Origin of the sequence: Clostridium sp., from assembly GCF_050717635.1 — a bacterium.
Classification (GTDB): Bacteria; Bacillota; Clostridia; order Clostridiales; family Clostridiaceae; genus Clostridium_AD.
This window is the reverse complement of sequence record NZ_JBOITO010000007.1, coordinates 76,291-95,066: the sequence shown is the minus strand read 5'-3', so window position 1 is coordinate 95,066 and position 18,776 is coordinate 76,291. Positions and strand designations below refer to the sequence as shown.

Annotated in this window: 18 protein-coding genes and 1 pseudogene; 7 read left to right on the top strand and 12 right to left on the bottom strand. The window is 30.4% G+C overall.

The window, feature by feature from the left end; translation table 11 throughout:
- Nucleotides 1–50: 50 nt before the first annotated feature.
- Nucleotides 51–509 (bottom strand): ATP-binding protein, encoded by a 459-nt coding sequence (locus tag ACREWB_RS03715; protein ID WP_431546138.1) that lies wholly within the window; start codon nucleotides 507–509, stop codon nucleotides 51–53.
- Nucleotides 510–1,257: 748 nt separating this feature from the next.
- On the opposite strand from ACREWB_RS03715, the gene ACREWB_RS03710 reads away from it, so the two are divergent.
- A complete protein-coding gene (locus ACREWB_RS03710) occupies nucleotides 1,258–1,491 on the top strand; it encodes a helix-turn-helix domain-containing protein (protein ID WP_431546137.1) in 234 nt (77 codons plus the stop codon).
- A 256-nt stretch (nucleotides 1,492–1,747) separates the two neighbouring features.
- Here ACREWB_RS03710 and ACREWB_RS03705 read toward each other — a convergent pair whose 3' ends face one another.
- Nucleotides 1,748–3,916, bottom strand: a complete 2,169-nt coding sequence (locus ACREWB_RS03705) for a DNA topoisomerase III (protein ID WP_431546136.1) — start codon at nucleotides 3,914–3,916, stop codon at nucleotides 1,748–1,750.
- 269 nt (nucleotides 3,917–4,185) lie between these two features.
- On the opposite strand from ACREWB_RS03705, the gene ACREWB_RS03700 reads away from it, so the two are divergent.
- The gene (locus tag ACREWB_RS03700; protein ID WP_431546135.1) at nucleotides 4,186–4,989 is read left to right on the top strand and encodes a 3'-5' exonuclease; all 804 of its coding nucleotides are present in this window, start codon (nucleotides 4,186–4,188) and stop codon (nucleotides 4,987–4,989) included.
- A 32-nt stretch (nucleotides 4,990–5,021) separates the two neighbouring features.
- Here the strand turns inward: ACREWB_RS03700 and ACREWB_RS03695 are convergent, their stop codons facing one another.
- Both ACREWB_RS03695 and ACREWB_RS03690 read right to left on the bottom strand, forming a co-directional pair.
- Nucleotides 5,022–5,987 carry a rhodanese-like domain-containing protein gene (locus tag ACREWB_RS03695; RefSeq protein ID WP_431546134.1) on the bottom strand — a complete coding sequence of 322 codons (966 nt, stop codon included), beginning with the start codon at nucleotides 5,985–5,987 and terminating at the stop codon, nucleotides 5,022–5,024.
- 183 nt (nucleotides 5,988–6,170) lie between these two features.
- Nucleotides 6,171–7,094, bottom strand: coding sequence for a sulfurtransferase (locus ACREWB_RS03690; protein ID WP_431546133.1), 924 nt, complete (start codon nucleotides 7,092–7,094; stop codon nucleotides 6,171–6,173).
- A gap of 292 nt (nucleotides 7,095–7,386) precedes the next feature.
- Between ACREWB_RS03690 and ACREWB_RS03685 the strand changes: the two are divergent.
- Nucleotides 7,387–8,058 (top strand): annotated as a pseudogene (locus ACREWB_RS03685) (ArnT family glycosyltransferase); the annotation flags it as partial.
- A 78-nt stretch (nucleotides 8,059–8,136) separates the two neighbouring features.
- Complete coding sequence (locus tag ACREWB_RS03680; protein ID WP_431546278.1) at nucleotides 8,137–8,946, top strand: hypothetical protein; 810 nt, start codon at nucleotides 8,137–8,139, stop codon at nucleotides 8,944–8,946.
- A 19-nt stretch (nucleotides 8,947–8,965) separates the two neighbouring features.
- On the opposite strand, the gene ACREWB_RS03675 is transcribed toward ACREWB_RS03680, so the two are convergent.
- The 6 genes from ACREWB_RS03675 to rffA are packed head-to-tail and all read right to left on the bottom strand — an operon-like array spanning nucleotide 8,966 to nucleotide 14,632.
- Nucleotides 8,966–9,721 (bottom strand): ABC transporter ATP-binding protein, encoded by a 756-nt coding sequence (locus ACREWB_RS03675; protein ID WP_431546132.1) that lies wholly within the window; start codon nucleotides 9,719–9,721, stop codon nucleotides 8,966–8,968.
- Nucleotides 9,718–10,503: an ABC transporter permease gene (locus tag ACREWB_RS03670; protein WP_431546131.1), complete on the bottom strand. Its 786-nt coding sequence runs from the start codon at nucleotides 10,501–10,503 to the stop codon at nucleotides 9,718–9,720. The genes ACREWB_RS03675 and ACREWB_RS03670 overlap by 4 nt, the downstream gene beginning before the upstream one ends.
- Nucleotides 10,493–11,470, bottom strand: a complete 978-nt coding sequence (locus tag ACREWB_RS03665) for an ABC transporter substrate-binding protein (RefSeq protein WP_431546130.1) — start codon at nucleotides 11,468–11,470, stop codon at nucleotides 10,493–10,495. The genes ACREWB_RS03670 and ACREWB_RS03665 overlap by 11 nt, the downstream gene beginning before the upstream one ends.
- Before the next feature lie 32 nt (nucleotides 11,471–11,502).
- Nucleotides 11,503–12,732, bottom strand: a complete 1,230-nt coding sequence (locus ACREWB_RS03660; RefSeq protein WP_431546129.1) for an ATP-grasp domain-containing protein — start codon at nucleotides 12,730–12,732, stop codon at nucleotides 11,503–11,505.
- Between the two features lie 14 nt (nucleotides 12,733–12,746).
- On the bottom strand, nucleotides 12,747–13,484 hold the full coding sequence (locus tag ACREWB_RS03655; protein WP_431546128.1) for a glycosyltransferase family 2 protein: 738 nt from the start codon (nucleotides 13,482–13,484) through the stop codon (nucleotides 12,747–12,749).
- Nucleotides 13,485–13,486: 2 nt separating this feature from the next.
- Entirely contained in the window at nucleotides 13,487–14,632 is a 1,146-nt protein-coding gene (gene rffA / locus ACREWB_RS03650; protein ID WP_431546127.1) for a dTDP-4-amino-4,6-dideoxygalactose transaminase, read from the bottom strand.
- 150 nt (nucleotides 14,633–14,782) lie between these two features.
- On the opposite strand from rffA, the gene ACREWB_RS03645 reads away from it, so the two are divergent.
- The gene (locus tag ACREWB_RS03645) at nucleotides 14,783–15,001 is read left to right on the top strand and encodes a sulfurtransferase TusA family protein (protein WP_431546126.1); all 219 of its coding nucleotides are present in this window, start codon (nucleotides 14,783–14,785) and stop codon (nucleotides 14,999–15,001) included.
- Here ACREWB_RS03645 and ACREWB_RS03640 read toward each other — a convergent pair.
- On the bottom strand, nucleotides 14,998–15,894 hold the full coding sequence (locus ACREWB_RS03640) for a LysR family transcriptional regulator (RefSeq protein ID WP_431546125.1): 897 nt from the start codon (nucleotides 15,892–15,894) through the stop codon (nucleotides 14,998–15,000). The genes ACREWB_RS03645 and ACREWB_RS03640 overlap by 4 nt on opposite strands.
- 214 nt (nucleotides 15,895–16,108) lie before the next feature.
- On the opposite strand from ACREWB_RS03640, the gene ACREWB_RS03635 reads away from it, so the two are divergent.
- Together ACREWB_RS03635 and ACREWB_RS03630 are read left to right on the top strand one after the other, a co-directional pair.
- Complete coding sequence (locus ACREWB_RS03635) at nucleotides 16,109–16,810, top strand: YeeE/YedE thiosulfate transporter family protein (protein WP_431546124.1); 702 nt, start codon at nucleotides 16,109–16,111, stop codon at nucleotides 16,808–16,810.
- A gap of 50 nt (nucleotides 16,811–16,860) precedes the next feature.
- The gene (locus tag ACREWB_RS03630) at nucleotides 16,861–17,394 is read left to right on the top strand and encodes a YeeE/YedE thiosulfate transporter family protein (RefSeq protein WP_431546123.1); all 534 of its coding nucleotides are present in this window, start codon (nucleotides 16,861–16,863) and stop codon (nucleotides 17,392–17,394) included.
- A gap of 76 nt (nucleotides 17,395–17,470) precedes the next feature.
- On the opposite strand, the gene ACREWB_RS03625 is transcribed toward ACREWB_RS03630, so the two are convergent.
- A complete protein-coding gene (locus ACREWB_RS03625; protein ID WP_431546273.1) occupies nucleotides 17,471–18,682 on the bottom strand; it encodes a YeeE/YedE family protein in 1,212 nt (403 codons plus the stop codon).
- Nucleotides 18,683–18,776 lie beyond the last annotated feature (94 nt).

Sequence of the window (18,776 nt, the reverse complement as noted above, 5' to 3'; positions counted from 1 at the left end):
AATATTATTGGTATTGCAAGGCTTTTATCACTTCAGTGCACAGTTCCGAATTACCTCACATAACTCGTACCACCTTTCCCCGTAACAGGTTCTACCTTTTCTACAGTGTATTCTGGTAAATTGCCATGATCTAGATGTTGCCAAGGTTTTTCCATTATAACTTCATAAGCCTCATTCATTCTTGTTTGAGTCTGTAATACTATTTTCACACTTTTAAAGAATATTTTTGTTCCTAATCCCTTCTCCCCTATACTTAATCGAGATTTATCTGAATCTCCTATATTAAAAAATCTATGTATATCATTCATATTTAGTCCCTTACCATCATCCTGAACTTCTATTGTAAACTTTCCTACTTTATTCCGGTCAAGTATAATTGAGATCATTTTAGCATCTGCATCATGTGCGTTACTTATCGCTTCTCTAATCACTTCAAGTGGATTGACTGTATTCTGAGCCATTTCCTTAAATAAGGCTATGTCTTTCACCTGAGGTTTATATGTTTCCAATTTTACCACCCAACCCTTTCTAAAATAATATTCCAAGCCGCTTTATCATATGGTCCTATCGTTATGTTCTTTAGTCAACTTACCGTAATATGAGTATCTCCTATTTGGAATTTATTTAAATATAATATAATTTAGTATTTGTGTAGTTACTACACATTATATTATGCCTTATACATTAGAATTTATTCATACTATATTGTTAAAATAAGGGTGATTATCTGAATAATAGAAATGTTATAGGAAATAGACTAAGAGAAATTAGAACTAATGCTAATATTACACAAGAAGACCTCACTGCTAGACTTAATGTATTAGGCATAGATATTGATAGACCTATGGTTTCTAAAATCGAAAATAGTTTAAGAGAAATTGTAGATTATGAGATAATAGCCTTTGCTATGGCATAGGCCAATATAAAATTTATACATTAATTAGTTAATTGTTCTATGTTAACAATAGTATGTTATAATTGATATAATTAAAAATCAAAAACTGTTATGCTAATTATCATATATGATTAATAACCTGGAAATTATTAATTTAAATGATTAAAATATTCATTTCATTTGAGTTACTTATTTCAAGTATAATTTATATACGTAGCTCAATTATGCATTATTTATTAGTTTTTTTATTTAACAATCATTATTACACTAAAGATATAATTTGCTATCATCTTATTAATCATTCTTTTAAAAAAATATCAAAATGTGTTATTACCACACATTTGATATTAGAGGGTGATTAGATGGAAAAAATTATTAGAAATATTTTAGGACCCACTATTAAATTTCACAGAAAAAATAGGAATATGACGCAAGAATATCTGGCACAATGTTTGAATAATCAAGGTTTAAAGCTAGATAGACCTATGCTAACAAAAATTGAAAATCAGACAAGAGAAATTTACGATTATGAGATTTGTGCAATTGCTAAGGTCTTTGAAATAGACTATAATGATTTATTTAAGGTAACCAAATAGAGATTACACTGTAAAGAATTTATATTAAACTCAATGTAATTTGCCAAAACAATTCCTTTTAACCATTTGTTCTTAATAACATCATTTTATTAAAATAATGTTTAAAGCCACAAGTTATGCTTGTATCTTTAAGTAATAATTAACTCAATTTATTTTTTATCATAATACCTATTGCCTTAGATGTAACAATTCAAGATTTGTTCGAAGAATAAAATAACACAATGTATAAAATAATTATACATTGTGTTATTTTTTACTATTTTAAATTAAGCTTAGCAAAAGCCTCCGCCATAGCAGAATTACCAGAATTGACAGGTTCATCTTTCTTATTCTGCTGATTAAGGAACCTACTAACATCTTTTTTATCTAAAGAACTCTTTTCTTTATCTCGACGCTTAGTAAAAGCTGATAGTTTTTCTCTATAGCCACAGCCACAAGCGAAAATCTTGTTGTCGCCATCCCCTCTAATCTCCATTTTCTTGTGACAAGTAGGACAACGTGCATTAGATACCTGCGAAACTCCCTTACGATATCCACAATCTCTATCAGGGCATACTAACATCTTCCCTCTTTTACCGTTAACCTCAAGAAGATACTTACTACACTCAGGACATTTAACCCTTGTAGCGTTGTCATGTTTGTATATTTCGGATGATGCTGCAACGGTCTTCACAAGCTTAACCGCATATTCCCTCATATCCTTTACGAAATTCATAGAATTAGCTTTACCTTTACTTATAAGTTGAAGCTGTTTTTCCCACTTAGCAGTAAGCTCAGGGGATTTTAATTCTTGTGGTACTAACCCTATTAGCTGTATTCCTTTTGAGGTAGGAAAAATATCTTTACCTCTTCTTTCCATATAAAAAATGTTAAATAATTTTTCTATAACATCTGCCCTTGTTGCAGAGGTTCCTAGGCCTGAAGTATTATCCAAAGCTTCCCTTAAACTCTCATCCTGAATATCTTTTCCTGGATGCTCCATAGCTGTTAGCAGGGTTGCTTCATTAAACCTTGCAGGTGGCTTTGTTTTCTCATTCACAGATTTAACTAGAGTAAGTTTAACCTCTTCTCCTTTTTTTATTTCTGGAAGTGATTGATCTTTTTCTTCACTGCCTTCAGAACTGCTTATTTCTTTCCAACCTTTTGACTTAACTATTTTACCTTTTGCAGAAAAGCTTTCACCCTTAACATTTATCTTTACAGTAGTTTGCTCATACTCAAAAGCTGGACTTAGAACTTCTAAGAATCTTTTTATAACTAAGTCATAAATGCTTTTTTCTTCTTTATTTAGTCTTGATAAATCTACATGCTGCTCCGTAGGAATTATAGCATGATGATCTGATACCTTACTATTATCCACAAGTCTATTTGTAGTGTGTATTCTACCTTTTATTATATTTCTAGCAGCTTTTTCATATGGTCCTATGGCTATGCTCTTTAATCTATCAAGTAATGTGGCTACTATATCTGTAGTAATATGCCTAGAGTCTGTTCTTGGATATGATAATATCTTATGAGTTTCATATAATTTCTGCATTATATTAAGGGTTTGCTTTGCAGAAAATCCAAATTTCCTATTTGCATCTCTTTGAAGCTCTGTTAAATCATATGCAAGTGGTGGAAGTTCTTTTTTAGCCGCTTTGTTAACTTCTACAACTGTTCCCATTTGATTATTTACCTTAGCAACTACATCTTCTGCCTTTTGCTTGTCAAAGGTACGTGATTCTCCATTTTTACTTGCCCAATTCACTGTAAACCCATTTACCTTACCATTTACTGTCCAATAATCCTTTCCAACGAATCTCTTTATCTCATCTTCTCTATCAACAATAAGTGCTAATGTAGGTGTTTGAACCCTTCCTGCTGATAATTGAGCATTATATTTACAAGTTAATGCCCTAGTTACGTTAAGGCCGATAAGCCAATCAGCCTCTGCCCTTGATTGAGCTGCCCAAAATAGATTTTCGTAATCTCTTCCTGGTTTTAGGTTAGCAAATCCATCTTTAATTGCTTTTTCTGTTTGGGAGGAGATCCATAACCTCTTTATAGGTTTTTTAAATCCTGCCTTTTGAATAATCCAACGTGCTACTAGTTCTCCTTCTCGCCCTGCATCTGTTGCAATAACCAGTTCATCTACATCAGCTCTTTTAAGAAGCTCGTTTACAACCTTATATTGCTTTGAAGTTTCTTTAATAATCACCAATTTTAAATCCTTTGGTAACATAGGAAGATCTTCCATCTTCCAGCTTTTATATTTTTGATCATAATCCTCTGGTCCAGCTAGTGTAACAAGATGTCCTAGTGCCCAAGTTACAATATACTTTTGTCCCATTAAATATCCATTTCCACCCTGAGAGCAATTTAAAACTTTCGCAAGCTCTTTTCCTACTGATGGTTTTTCTGCTAAAACTAATATTTTACCCATATATAAACTTCCTTTCTTATGTTGTAATTATTCTGCTTTAAGTGATACTATTAAATTGTATATATAAAAAATTTCTATACCCCAATATATATACTACATATAGTATAACCTACTTTATACCCTTTTGTGAACTCTCTTATGGCTGAAGTCACGAGAGTGCGTGGTGAAATCTTCAATTTCTTATTGATTTAGACACAGTGGTGAAGGTATTTTTTATTTGCATAAATGATATACTATATAATAATAATAATGAAATTAGAGGTAATAAAATGAATTATATAATATTTGATTTAGAATTTAATCAAAGCTATAATTTCGGAAGTGAAACTACTAATATTGTAAACCCTAAATGCCCTTTTGAAATAATTCAAATAGGTGCAATAAAGCTAGATGAAAATTTTAAGAAAATTGGATTCATAGATATATTAGTAAAACCATGGATATATACTAGGCTTAATCCCTATGTTCAAAAACTTACAGGAATAACAACAAGTGATTTAAATAACGGTAAATCCTTCAAAGATATGTATAAAGAACTTACTGAATTTATAAAATCTGATTCTAGTGTACTAGGCGTTTGGGGAATAGCAGACATAAAAGAATTATTTCGAAACATAGAGTTTTATGAACTAGATACCTCACTAATGCCCCTAGAATACATAAACATTCAGTCCCACGCTTGTAAACATCTTAATTGCAAAAAAGGAATTAATATTGGACTAGGCAACGCAACTACTTTACTAGATATTCACCTTGAAGGACAATTTCATAATGCACTTAATGATGCCTATTATACGGCCGAAGTTTTTAAGAAAATTTATAGAAGTGAAATTAAACCTATGCTATATAATCCTCATAAAAACACAAGTTTAAACAGATACAATAATCAAAAGTATAAAACCGATTTCGTTAGTTTAATAAATCAATTTGAAAAAATGTTTAAGAGAGAAATTACGAAGGAAGAAAAATCTATAATTAAACTAGCTTTCATTATGTGGAAAACAAATCAATTTCAAATTAAAATTCCTCCTACTTCTGATAAACAATCTAATTATATCGAAAAGAACCTCTAATATAAAAAATATATTAGAGGTTCTTTTAATTATTATTTTACTACTGGAAATCCTTTGTTAGCCCATCCAGATGGAGCGTTTGATGGTGTACCCATACCACCATTTAATGATACTGCATCATATCCTAACATTTTTAGACCAGCAACTGTTTGACCTGCTGTTTGACCAGTATAACAGTAAACTATAATCTTCTTATCTTTTGGTAATGAACTGAAATTTTCTTGCATTCCTTTTCCCCAAGCAATATTTGTTGCTCCTTCAATATGTCCTTTTGCGAAATCTTCAGCCTTTCTTACAGAAAGAACTACTATACTATCATCTTTTGCATCTACTAATGCTTTAGTATTGTCTTCACTAATTTTATAGTTTTTAAAATTAGTGTCTTTTACAGCATCTAACCCTTTAAAGTAATCTTCTAATGCAGTTTTTATTTCAGGTTTTACCTCCATAGATTCAACTTTAGCAAAATCGTTTACTGTAGTTTCAGTAACATCCTTTACTCCGTCAACTTTAGATATTCCTAAATCCCATCCTAAATTAACTGATTTAGCACTAAATCCTGCCATATTTAATAATGCAACTGTCTGTCCCGCAGTTTGTCCAGAGTAACAATAAACCATTATTGTTTTATCCTTTGGTAGTTTATCTAAATTATCACTTATTGCTGTTCCCCATGGTGAATTTACAGCTCCTTTAATATGTCCTGTTGCATATACGTCTGGTTGTCTTATATCTAGAATAAACATATCCTCATCTGCTTTTATTTGTTCAACAAAAGTTTTTTCAGAAATTTTATAACTATCCTCAGGCATATTTGCAAAGTAGCCATTAGCTGCTTCTGCTACAACATCTGTTTTTTCTGGTGCTTTGGTTGCTTCTTCTGTTTTAGGAGTTTCTTTGGTATCATTCTTTGTGTTACTGGAATTAGCTCCACAGCCCACTAATGCTACTGTCATAGCTATTGCTATTAAACTTGTTAAAATCTTATTTTTTTTCATATTTGTTCCCCCTATATGTTATTTTATTAACAATTTCATTATACCAAGATAATGTGGAACTTTGTTTATGGAATTTGTTATACTGTATTAAATAAAGTTATACTTATATTACATAAACATATAACTTAAATAAAAAAAACAGTTAGACACCTATAAGTATCTAACTGTTTATTATATTAATTTTTATGATGCATCTTGTGTACCTGTTGGTGCAGGTGTGGAATTTTCATTTGTTTCAGGCTTTTGTACAGGTAATGCGCCCTTTGATGACCACTCTGCCCAAGCTCCATCATATAATTTAAGATTTCTATATCCAGCATTATACAATGCCAAATATGTTTGAGCTCCTCTGATTGATGTTTTACAATACATTATTACATTATTTTTAGATTTTATATTATTCTCTATATATTGTATTTTTATAACCTCAACTGGTTTATAAGTTCCATCACTATAATTATTATTAATGTACTCCAAAAGAACTGACCCTGGAATTGTTCCTGCCACATATTCTTCTTTTGACCTAGTATCAAGTAATATGGTGTTCTTATCTGGGCTTTTAGCTTGTGCTTTTACCTCATCTAATCCAGCAATCATATCTTCCTTTTTATCTTTAGCCACATACTCTGCAGTCACAATCTCTGGCATTTCAGATGTAATTTCTGCACCAGCTTTTTCAAGTGCTGCAAGTCCACCGCTAACTACTTTTACATTTTCATGTCCATAAACTTTTAGCGTCCACCACACTCTTGCAGCATCCATATTATTGTTAGTATCATATATTACTACAGTTGTGTTATTAGAGATTCCTTGCTTACCCATTACTTTTTCTATTTGCTCTTTTGGTGCTAACATATTAACAACTGGCTCATTAATAATAACATCACTAAGATCAATCTTTACAGCACCCTTTACATGTTCATCATCATATAATGTCGTTTCAGGTTTTTGTACACCAACTAAAACTACATTATCTTTCTTAACTAAGTCTAGAGCCTGTTTTGCACTAATAATTTCATTTCCAGACTTACTAGCTCCACATCCAACTGTTAAAATTGCTAATGATAAAATAATTGCTACTGAAAATAGTTTTAAAATAGATTTCATTTTTTTCCTCCATTCTTTTTTATATACATAAATTCTAATAAATAAATTTAAATACTATATATGTTCCAAAGTTTGTTAAATATTATACATATCATATCCATTATACTTTACATTTTTTAGATTTAGATATAACAGTTTTTAATATTGCATTTAATTATTAGGTATCCTAGCCATTCCCATTTAAAATATATTTTTTATAATTCAACTTAAATATATGTTATAATTTATAAGCTAGTGTGCATGTGTATTAATTAAAATCATAAAATATTTTCATATTATGAGGTGAACTTTTTTGAAATTTGTAAAAGATACTTTTAACAAAAACAAAATAACAATTATATTAGTATTCATTTATTTCCTTATAAGCTTTAGCTTTTTAACCCATTTTCCCTTTATTCATTCTGACGAATCTTGGCTTAGTGGCTTATCAAGAAATATTTTAGAGACTAAAGATTTTTCATGTACAGAGACGTTTTTCGACTTATATCCTCGAAATCCTCATGCAATAAAAATAATTTTTCATATTATTCAAATTATTTTTATAAAGTTTCTAGGCTATAATATATTTAGTGTCAGATTAATTTCCTTTATTTTCGGTTTATTAACTTTATATTATTTTTATAAACTATGTATTAAAATTTTTAATTCTTCAACAAAATCCACTATAGCTACAACGCTCTTAGCAATAGACATTCAGTTTATATATGCTTCTCATTTTGCAAGACAAGAAATTGTTATTTTATTTATTTTCATTTATGCATTGTACTTCACTTATAAAAATATTTATAATCATACAATTAAACAAGACCTGATTCTCGGATGTATTATTGGCCTAAGCATAGGTATACACCCTAATAGTTTTATAATAGCTCTTCCCTTTATAGCTATTTATTTATACCATGTGCTCTTTACTAAAAAATTAAAACTGACTAACCTTATCACTTATTGCCTTGTACTCTTAGTTTTTTGTGTCATATTTATACTATTAAGTTTATCCTTTAATCCTAATTTTATTAATGATTATTTTAACTATGGGAAACAATTGAAAGTACAATATTCACTTTGGGATAAAATAAGTGAATTTAAATATTTTTATGATAAACTTTATTATGGAATAAGCGGCACCTATTATACTCCTAATATTGCGTTGCAATTCTTTATTTTTATATCTTCTTTCATAATAACTATACTAAAGCTATTTTTTACAAAAAATAAAATTAAAAGCCAACAAATTATTAGTATACTTTTATCAATTATATTTTTAAATATCGGTATTATACTAATTGGTAGATATAATCAAACCAGCATTATTTTTCAGTTTCCACTTTTTTATATTTTAGTTATGTATTTACTTGAAAATTTACCATCATATTATAAATATATAGTAGCTTTTGGGTTAGCTTTACTTATTTCAATGAATACATTCACTAATATATATCCTTATATTAATGGAGATTATAATAATTATCTAAATAATATATCAAAAGCTGTTGAAAAAGACGATATAGTTTTAGCTAATTTAAATTCCGAATTTTATTTCAATAATGGTAAATTACATGACTATAGGAATCTTGCATTTTTAAAAGAAAATAATATGAACTTTAAGGACTATGTTTACAAATATAAAATAAAGCTTATTATCTATCCTGAAGAAATGGATGTTATTAATAGTGAAAGTCCTAGATGGGATGCCTTTTATGGTAATCTTTATTATTATGATGAAATGAACCACTTTCTTAATGATAATTGTACGCTAGTTAGTGAGTTTACAAGCAAAACTTACGGAATAAGAATAGCTAGATATATAAATGAAAAAGATTGGACTATAAAAATATATAAAGTAAACTACTAATTATAATCTATGACGATGATTAGTAGTTTATTTTCATTAATTCATTTAACTTTTCATGCATATACAAAATTTCTTGATGTTTATCTGTCCTTGGAAAAGGTATATTATTTTTAATTATTCTTTTGATATTATGTGGCCCCGTGCCCATTACTATAATACGATTTGAAAGTAAAATAGCTTCATGAATATCATGTGTTACAAAAATGATAGTTACATTAATACTCTTACGCAGGGATAAAAGCATTTGTTGAAGTTCATCTCTAGTCTCCGAATCCACACTTCCAAAAGGCTCATCCATAAGTAATATTTTAGGTTTTATAACAAGAGCGCGAATAAGAGCTACTCTTTGTTTCATTCCACCTGAGAGCTGATGAGGAAAATAATCACAAAAATCATTTAGCTTAACCATATCTATATACTTTCTTGCAATATTTTCTCTTTCCATATTAGAATCACCAATCTTATTTACCTTCAGTGGAAAAACAACATTTTGCAACACTGTTTTCCAAGGGAAAAGTTGATCAGAATCTTGAAATACCATAATCCTGTTTATTCCTGGTCCTGAAATCTTATTCCCACTTAGCGTAATAGAGCCTGAATCTATTTTTTCGAAACCTGCAATTTCTTTTAACAGCGTTGATTTACCACAGCCAGAGGGACCAATTACACATAAAAACTCACCTTCAACAACACTAAAACTCATATCGCTATGAACTTCTAATTTATTACCATTTTGAATGAAGTTCTTTGTTATATTTTTTATTTCAAGAATCATATCGACATTCCCCATTTTTTTATAGTCACTTTTTCTAACTTATCAAAAATTAAATCTTCAACTATCATTCCAATTACCACTATAACAATTAACCCCGCGAATATCCCGGTTATATCCATAAATACCCTATTTTTAAAAATAAACCAGCCTAGGCCCCCCTTTCCACCAGCTGCTCCAAAAATCATTTCTGCACTTATAAGTGCTCTCCAGGCTCTTGCCCAGGATATCCTCATCCCAGTTAAAAAATATGGTAAGGATGCTGGCAGCATTATGTGCCTTATAATTTCAAAGGAGTTAAGACCATAGTTATTTCCAACTTGCTTATATATTTTAGGGATGGATTTAAATCCAGTTAGTAAATTTAAGACTAAGGGCCATACTACCGAATGAACAATAATAAAAATAATAGATATCTCACCTGCCCCAAACCATAATATAATTAGTGGCAGTAAAGCAATTCCTGGAAGTGGGTGAGCAATACTTACTAAGGTTTCTACAAGCCCACTACATGGTTTAAATAATATTGCAAGCGAAGACAAAATAACAGCCAAAATCAAACCTACACTAAGGCCCCTTAGTATTAACTCTAATGAATATATAGTTCCATCTATAATTTCGCCACTAACTATAGATTTACATAAGGAATCCACTACTTCGAAAACAGAAGGGAAAATTAGCGGAGAAAATTTTCTCGATGCATATATGATTTGCCATATAATAATTAAGATAATACTCCAAAATAATTTATAAAATATTTTACTATTCATTAGTCTACTTTTCATAATTCACATCTTCCCACATCATGCTATTTTTATCACTAAACTCATTTGAAATGTAATTATTCTTTTTCATAAATTTTGCAAACTCATCTACACCTTTAACCTCGTCCGTATATATCATATCTTTATTAGTTATATATTTAAGAACTTCATCTTTAGATATCTTATAAATTGGACCTAATATCTCAGCAGACTTAGTAGGATTATTTTGCATAAACACAATTGACTCTTTTATCGAACACACTAAGGCCTTATATAACTCTGGTTTAACATCATGAAACTCTTTTGTTGTTACCCCCACCACGAATGTAAAATCTACGCCTATAGCATCTTTTCCATCTAATATTTGATGAATACCCTTTTGTTCTACCTCTTTAAACAAATAAGGCGGTGTACTAAAATGCGCCGTAATATCTTTTGCTGAGAGTAACGCATTCATTGCATCTGGATGTGCTAATGTAACAAGTAAATTATCTAATTTCTTAGCATCTCCAAATTCCTTCTCACACTGCATGGAAAGTAGCATATGTTGTATACTTCCAGGTTGCGGAAGTGCAATCCTGTCTATGTTCGAAAAATCCTTTATTGATTTTATGTTTTCATTGTTTGTAACTAGGGCTACTGGGCTCTGAGATAACCCAGATGCTATCTTCCACTCCATGCCCTTATCGAGGCCTATTAAAAAAGGTGGAATAGCCATAAATCCTACTTCTACTTGGTTTGATAGCATTGCTTCTCGAATGGCTGCAGTATTACCTAGCTGCTTCCAATCAATTTTAACCCCTGGGTAATTTTTTTCTAATATTTTATTTTCTTTCATTATTTGTATAGGCGCATATGCTAGCCCAAATTGTTCTGCAATGCTAATGTTATTTTTAGAGTCATTTTCAGATGAGCATCCCATCAAAGGTAGTATACCTATAATTAAACTTATTATAATTATATTTCTTATAAGAAAATTCTTTTTCATAATATGTACATTCTCCCTGTCATTATAATAATTTAAAACACAATAATCATATTACTATTATTTTCATCATATATTGCTATATTATTAAATGCTCTATCTATATTGTCCACTAAGTCTTTGTGGTTATTCCCTTCAATTATCATATATCCAACCCTTTGGGTAGCATTGGTAATTTCTTTTATCTCATCACCCGGTTTAAAATTAATTTTAGCATTAATTACACCAGGCAAATTTTTAACTTTACCTAAATTTCCTATAGAACTAACGATACCTGGTCTTGCAAATAATAATTGAACTGAAAGTTTTTTATTGTTATTTAATACTTCATATTCTCTAAGCCTTGTATAATCAATGTTTTTCCCTAGTGAATAATCAATAACCATATCTAATATATCTATCCCAGTTAAATGAGGTATAAATTCATCTTCATAAGCACCGCCTATTCTACAGGCAATCTCATTAACTTTTATTCCCTCTTTTCCAATAAGCATTTGAAAATATAAAGGTCCATTATGGATTTTAAAGCTTTTTACTATATTTTTTGTTATTTCTATAATCTCTTTTGCATAACTTTCAAAATGCTTTGATGGAAAATCATGAGCAGTACACACACCAATACTTGGATAATTATCATAGGTAACTCTGTCAGTTATAGTAAGTACATGAGTATTATCGTTTTCTACCCAACCACTAACTGTGATTTCATCATTTTCATAATATTCTTCAACTAGTGCTTCTTCTTCTCTTGAATAACTAAGCACATCATCAAAATATTCTCTAATTTGCGCAGTTGAATTTAATTTATATACGCCTCTTTGTCCCTGACTGTCTAAAGGCTTAATTACAACGGGAAAAGTTATATGTTCTAATTCACAATCTCTAAAATCACTCTTTAAAAAGGCAAACTTAGCTGATGGAATCGAATTTGATTTAAATAAATTTTTCATAACCTTTTTATTAGTTACTGCTTTTGCCGTATCTAAATCAAGAAAGCTTGGTACTCTCGCCTCTTTTGAAACTACAGCTACAGTGTAAATTGGTTGATCTGTACCTAGTGTTAAAATCCCATCTATATTATATTTTTGAGATATTTTTACATTGTCATCTATACTAAACGTACTTCCAAGTTCACTATAATCGCAATATTTTTTCCCTGGGGCATCCTCATAGTAATCTGAAACTATAACAGTATGTCCCTTTTTTTTTGCACGCAAAATAGCATTTAGCTGGCAATTTCCTCCCCCAAGTATTAATAATTTCATGTCAAATTTCTCCTTTATATCTGTTTATGTTTTATTTTGAATTGTTCGTTTGATGAAGTAACAATCTTAAAAATCTTATGGTTTGAATAATACAGGTATAATTTAATATATAATTTTAAGAGCTTATAAAAATTATAGTTAGACTTCCCATATTTTCGTACATTATGTTTAACCTCTACATTAGAAATGTTTATAGTATTTTTAAAAGTAATTGCTGATATATATACAAAAGAAGTTTTATCCTTTATTATTTCCTTTATTATGTTGTTTCTAATTATTCTAAAGCTGCTCACTTTAATATTTTTAGGTTTTGAGCATATTTTATTAAACATATAATCAGTCATTTTAGAACCCATTTTTCTGTAAATAGAATGCTGTTTTACTATGGGAATACCATAAACTACATCATATCCCTCATCTATTTTTTTCTTTAACTTATAGATTTCTTCAGGTGGATGTTGCAAATCATCATCCATTGTAACTACGTATTTCCCTGTTGAATAATGAAATCCACACATTAATGCATTCTGTTGACCAAAATTGCCATGTAACTGAATTATCTTTACTCTAGCGTCTATACTATGTAACTTTTTCATTGTTTCATAACTATTATCATGGCTTCCATCATCAACCATAATTATTTCATAATCATTACAGATCTTGTTTAACTCTTTTGAAAGAATTATACAAAACTTCTCTAATGAATTTTCACTATTATAAACTGGTACAACTACAGATATGCGTTCCTGCATATTTATATCTCCTCTAGAATTTGTATTAACGCGATTACAACATAGTTCATTTCATCGTTGCTCATTTCTGTGTACATAGGTAATCTAAGTAAACACTTGCACACCCTTTCAGTTATAGTTAAATCTTCTCTCTGATACCCAAGTTCTACTCCCATTTTAGAAGAATGAAGCGGCATAAAATGTGTTGTTGCATAAATCTCTCTTTCTCTTAGCTTATAAATCACACTGTCCCTAACCTTTTCACTTTCAAATACCAAATAAAACAAGTGATAATTAGATTCACAATTATTTGGAATAAATGTGCTTTTTTTAATTATTCCACTTTTTAAATACATAGTAATGCTTTTGTTATAATAATCACTTATTACTTTTCTTTTTGCTTTTATCTCATCTACTTTTTCAATTTGCGCATACAATATAGCCATTAAAATATCGGAGGGTACGTAGCTTGATCCTATATCCACCCAGCTATATTTATCCACCTCTCCCCGTAAAAATTCATTCCTGTTAGTTCCCTTTTGTCTTATAATTTCTGCACGCTTTAATAAGTCAGCATTATTAGAATTTATTACTATTGCTCCACCTTCTCCACTAACATAACTTTTAGTTCCATGAAAACTATAACAGCCAATATGGCCTATGGTTCCAAGAAACTTTTCCTTATATTTCGAGCTTACCGCTTGAGCTGCATCTTCAATAACAAACAAATTATTTTTTGTTGCTATATTCATAATTTCGTCCATATCACAGCTTACACCCCCATAGTGAACTGGTAATATGGCTTTTGTTCTATTTGTAATTTTACTTTTTATATCTGAAGGATCTATATTTAAGGTATTTTCTTGTATTTCAGCAAACACAGGAACTCCACCATGTAGCATTATAGCATTAGCCGTTGACGGGAAAGTAAATGAAGGCATTATAACTTCATCACCTGGCCTTATATCTATTAATATTGCTGCCATTTCCAAGGCATGAGTTGCTGAAGTAGTCATTAAAACTCTATCTACCATAAACTTTTCCTGAAGTAAAGAAGTCACAAGCTGCGTATAATATCCGTCACCACTTATGCATCCTCTTTTCATAGCATCTTCAATATATGATAATTCTTTTCCTGTATAGTATATTTTATTAAAGGGTATTTTCATTGCTTTCACCACTCAATTTTATAAATTATTTATAGCTTAATGTTTGTATAATAAAGCAACAAGTCACACTACTTTATATTGATATTTATATAGCAAGTAGGTTATTATATAAGTATCAGTAATCATTATAGCAAAGCGAGGTTGATTAATATGAATACAATAGATTGTTTAGGTGATATGTGCCCAATCCCAGTTCTTAAAATAAAAAAAGAGTTAAAAAAAACAAAACCTAATAATCCAATAAAAGTTATAACTGACCATAGCTGCGTTGCTGAATCAATAAAAAGCCACTTCACTCGCAAAGATATTCATCTTGAATTTGATGAAGTAATGAATGGTATATGGGAGATTATGATAACGAAACTTTAGCAAAAGCTATTTTTTCCTATCTTTTTAAAATATTCTATAAATTCCTTTACACCATGATCCTTGTAGGCATTTTTTTTGTTTATCAGATATACCTCATAAGTCATATCCAATCCTTCAATCTCAGTTTCCTCAAGCAGCTTCGTATATAACTCTTTTTTAATAGATATATATGGTAAAAATGACATAGAATTGCCATTAAGAACCAACGATTTAACAGACTCTATGGAATCAAGGTCAAACATTATATTTAATTCCTTAAAGCTATGTCCTATAGTTTTAAGATATTTATCCAATTTTTCCTCTATTTCTAATTTATCAGCTAACATAATAATAGAAAACTTTATTAATTCTTCACTTTGAATTTGCAGTGGATTATTAAGCTTTGGAGAAGAAACTAACATAAGTCTATCTACTCCAACTTTAAAATATTCTAGCGAACTGTCCCTTGGCTTCCCATAAATAAATCCCAGATCACATATATCATTTAAAACATTATCTTCTACATCATTTGAGATATTAGTAGTTAGTTTATAGTTATGGTGTGGGAACTTCTCTTTAATACTATACATTGTACAAGGCAGTGCATAGGTTGCTATTGTGTAACATGAGTCTATTCTTATGATGCCATTTGACTTATATAAATCATTTAAATCTTCCACCATTTTATTATAAGTTCTCACCATATTTTCTCCATATTTCTGAACAATTTTACCTTCCTCTGTAAGTTCTACGCCTCTATTACTTCTTTCTAATAGTTTATACCCTAAACTATCTTCTAACTTTTGTATTTGTTGGCTTAAAGCAGATTGTGATATATGAGAACTACTTGCAACCTTTGAAATACTTTTAAATGTTGCTACTTCATTAAAATAGTAAAAACTCTCTATATGCATAATAACACCCCATTGATATTTATTGTTTGTTCTATTTTATCCTCAAAATTTTATTTTACTCAATTATACCATATGTCCTCAATCATAAATATATTGCACTATAACTTATTTTATATAGTATAATTACATTAAATACTTATTAGTCTACATTGTTTGGTAACTTCATTTGTTATATTGTTAGATTTATATATAAGTAAGTAAGGAGCGTGATTTAATGACTAATAAAAATGCAAGCGATTCTTCCATAAGAACAAATTCTACATCTAGCACTACCAAAAGGAAAATCAGAAAAAGTCAAGTCCCCTTTGGTATAGGTTTATTTGTACTATTAGTAATTTTCGGTGTTTTTCTATCTACTATATCTGGTAAACTCAGTTTATTCTGGTTAACTGGTATTAGCTTTGGTTTTATACTACAAAAATCTAGATTTTGTTTTACTGCCTCCATGAGAGACCCATTTTTAACTGGTGGAACAATGATAACTAGAGCTGTTCTTATTGCTTTAGCTATAACTTCAATTGGCTTTACAGCAATTAAATACGGTGATTTTGCACGTGGACTTGCAATTTCGGGGCAAAGTTATGTAGTTCCTATAAGTATAGCCACCGCAGTAGGGGCTTTTATATTCGGTATAGGTATGGTAATTGCCGGTGGATGTTCTTCTGGTACACTGATGAGAGTTGGAGAAGGTTTTACATTGCAATTTTTAGCCCTATTCTTTTTCATTATTGGTTCGCTATGGGGTGCACATGATTTTGGATGGTGGAAGCTTAATTTTATTTTAAAAGGAAAAACTGTATTCCTGCCAGATATATTAGGTTGGTTTGGAGCAATATTGGTTCAACTTTTAGTAATTGCTATATTATATATACTTGCTGAAAAGTGGGAAACCAAAAAGCAAAATGAAGAATATTAAATTATTTTCTATCACAGAAAAATATAAATAAGCCCTTAGGAGGTATACCTTTGAATATAAAAGATAATGAATTCTATAAAAAATGGTTCAAAAGTGCTTGGACATATGTAGTTGGCGCAGTACTTTTATCACTATTCCAGATAGTTACTCTAGCTACCACGGGTAATCCACTAGGCATATCTAGTGTATTTGCAACCTGGGGTGCATGGTTATATATATCCGTGGGTGGAAGTGTTGATAAATGGTACTATTTTAGTAGCGATGCTGCTAAGGCAACTCTAAATGCTGGGCTTCTTAACGACCCTGGTTCAATTAGAAATATTGCAATAATATTTGGCGCTTTACTTGCCACGCTTCTTGCATCACAATTTAAGATAAAAAAAATCAAATCTAAAAAACAACTAGTTGCAGTTTCCTTAGGTGGACTTCTAATGGGCTATGGTGCAAGGATAGGTTTAGGTTGCAATATAGGAGCTTTCTACAGCGGGGTTTCATCACTATCCCTTTCAGGATGGGTATTTGGTATATTTTTATTCTTAGGTGCAATAGTTGGCAGTAAAATCCTTGTAAAATTTCTCATGTAAAACACTATCAAAAATGCTGTGGAGCTTTAAAGCTCCACAGCATTTTCTTCTTTATCAATAGAAAAAATAATCGAAGTTAAATTGCGATGTTAAATTTCTTAATTAAATTAACTCCTATTACTCCACCTAAAATTAAAGCTAGCATAAACACCCAACCCGATAATGAAAAATTAGCTACCGCTGAATAGAATGCGCCAATGTTACATCCCATTGCAATTCTTGCACCATATCCCATTAATAATCCACCAATTGCGTAGAAAGCGGCATCTTTAAATTTAAATTTTTTCTTAAACGAAAAATGTCCTGCTAGTAGTGGAGATACTAAAGCCCCTATTATTATTCCTAAGTTTCTCATAGAATCTGGGTCATTCATGAACCCTTCATTAATAGTATCCATTTGAGACGAGAAAGATTGCCACTTTGAAACATCTATTAGACCTAAGGATTGATATATCCAAGCTCCCCAATTTACAAAAGCTGTAGTTACTCCCCAACTACTACCTGTTGTAAGTATTATCACTTCAAACATAGCCGCTAAAAGTACTGCTCCTGTATAGAAAGACCATCTTTTTACAAAGAATTTATGATAAGTTTCTTTACTAAAAAACTTGTATTCCGCGATTTCTGGCAATTCTTTTTCCCACTCTGCGTATTCTGGTAAAATAAGAGTATTTGTTCTTTTTCTCTTATTTTCATACCATTTAGCAAAAATATAAACTGCTAAGCATGCTAATAATGAAATTATAACAGCTCCCATATAACCAAAAGAGTCTGGCAAATAAACTTTTTTACTCCAAGTGAAAAGTACAGTATCTTTAAGATCGCCCATAGCATATTCTCCCCATAGGGCTCCTGTTATGAAAAATAACAGCGTTACTAAAGCTCTTCCTTCACCCTCACCTGTGTCTGTAAGTGTTCCAGAGGCACATCCTCCACCTAGCATCATACCAATACCAAATAGTATTCCACCTAGCACCGTTAAAATGTTAATTGGTTTGACAAATTGAGTTCCTGGAATTCTCTCTGCCCCTCCTACTGCTCTAAATGCTACCTCAGCCCCATGCGAAAATGCTCCATAATGTATTGCTGCTGTTATTATTATTGATATAGCAAGCATAAACATTAGTGCTTTTGTTAAAGATGAATCCCCTGTTACATATATTCTTTTTATACCGCCTGCAAATCCAAATCTTGATCTTTGCATTACGTAACCGATTAAAAGTCCAGTAATCAAAAACAGTCCTAACTTAGGATTATTTGCTGATAATGATATAGTAAAGATGACCATAGCTATTATAATTGCAAATCCAACAAAGTATTGTGGTTTATTTGTATTTGCTTTGACCTTTATTACTTTATTATTAGTATTTAACCCAGTATTT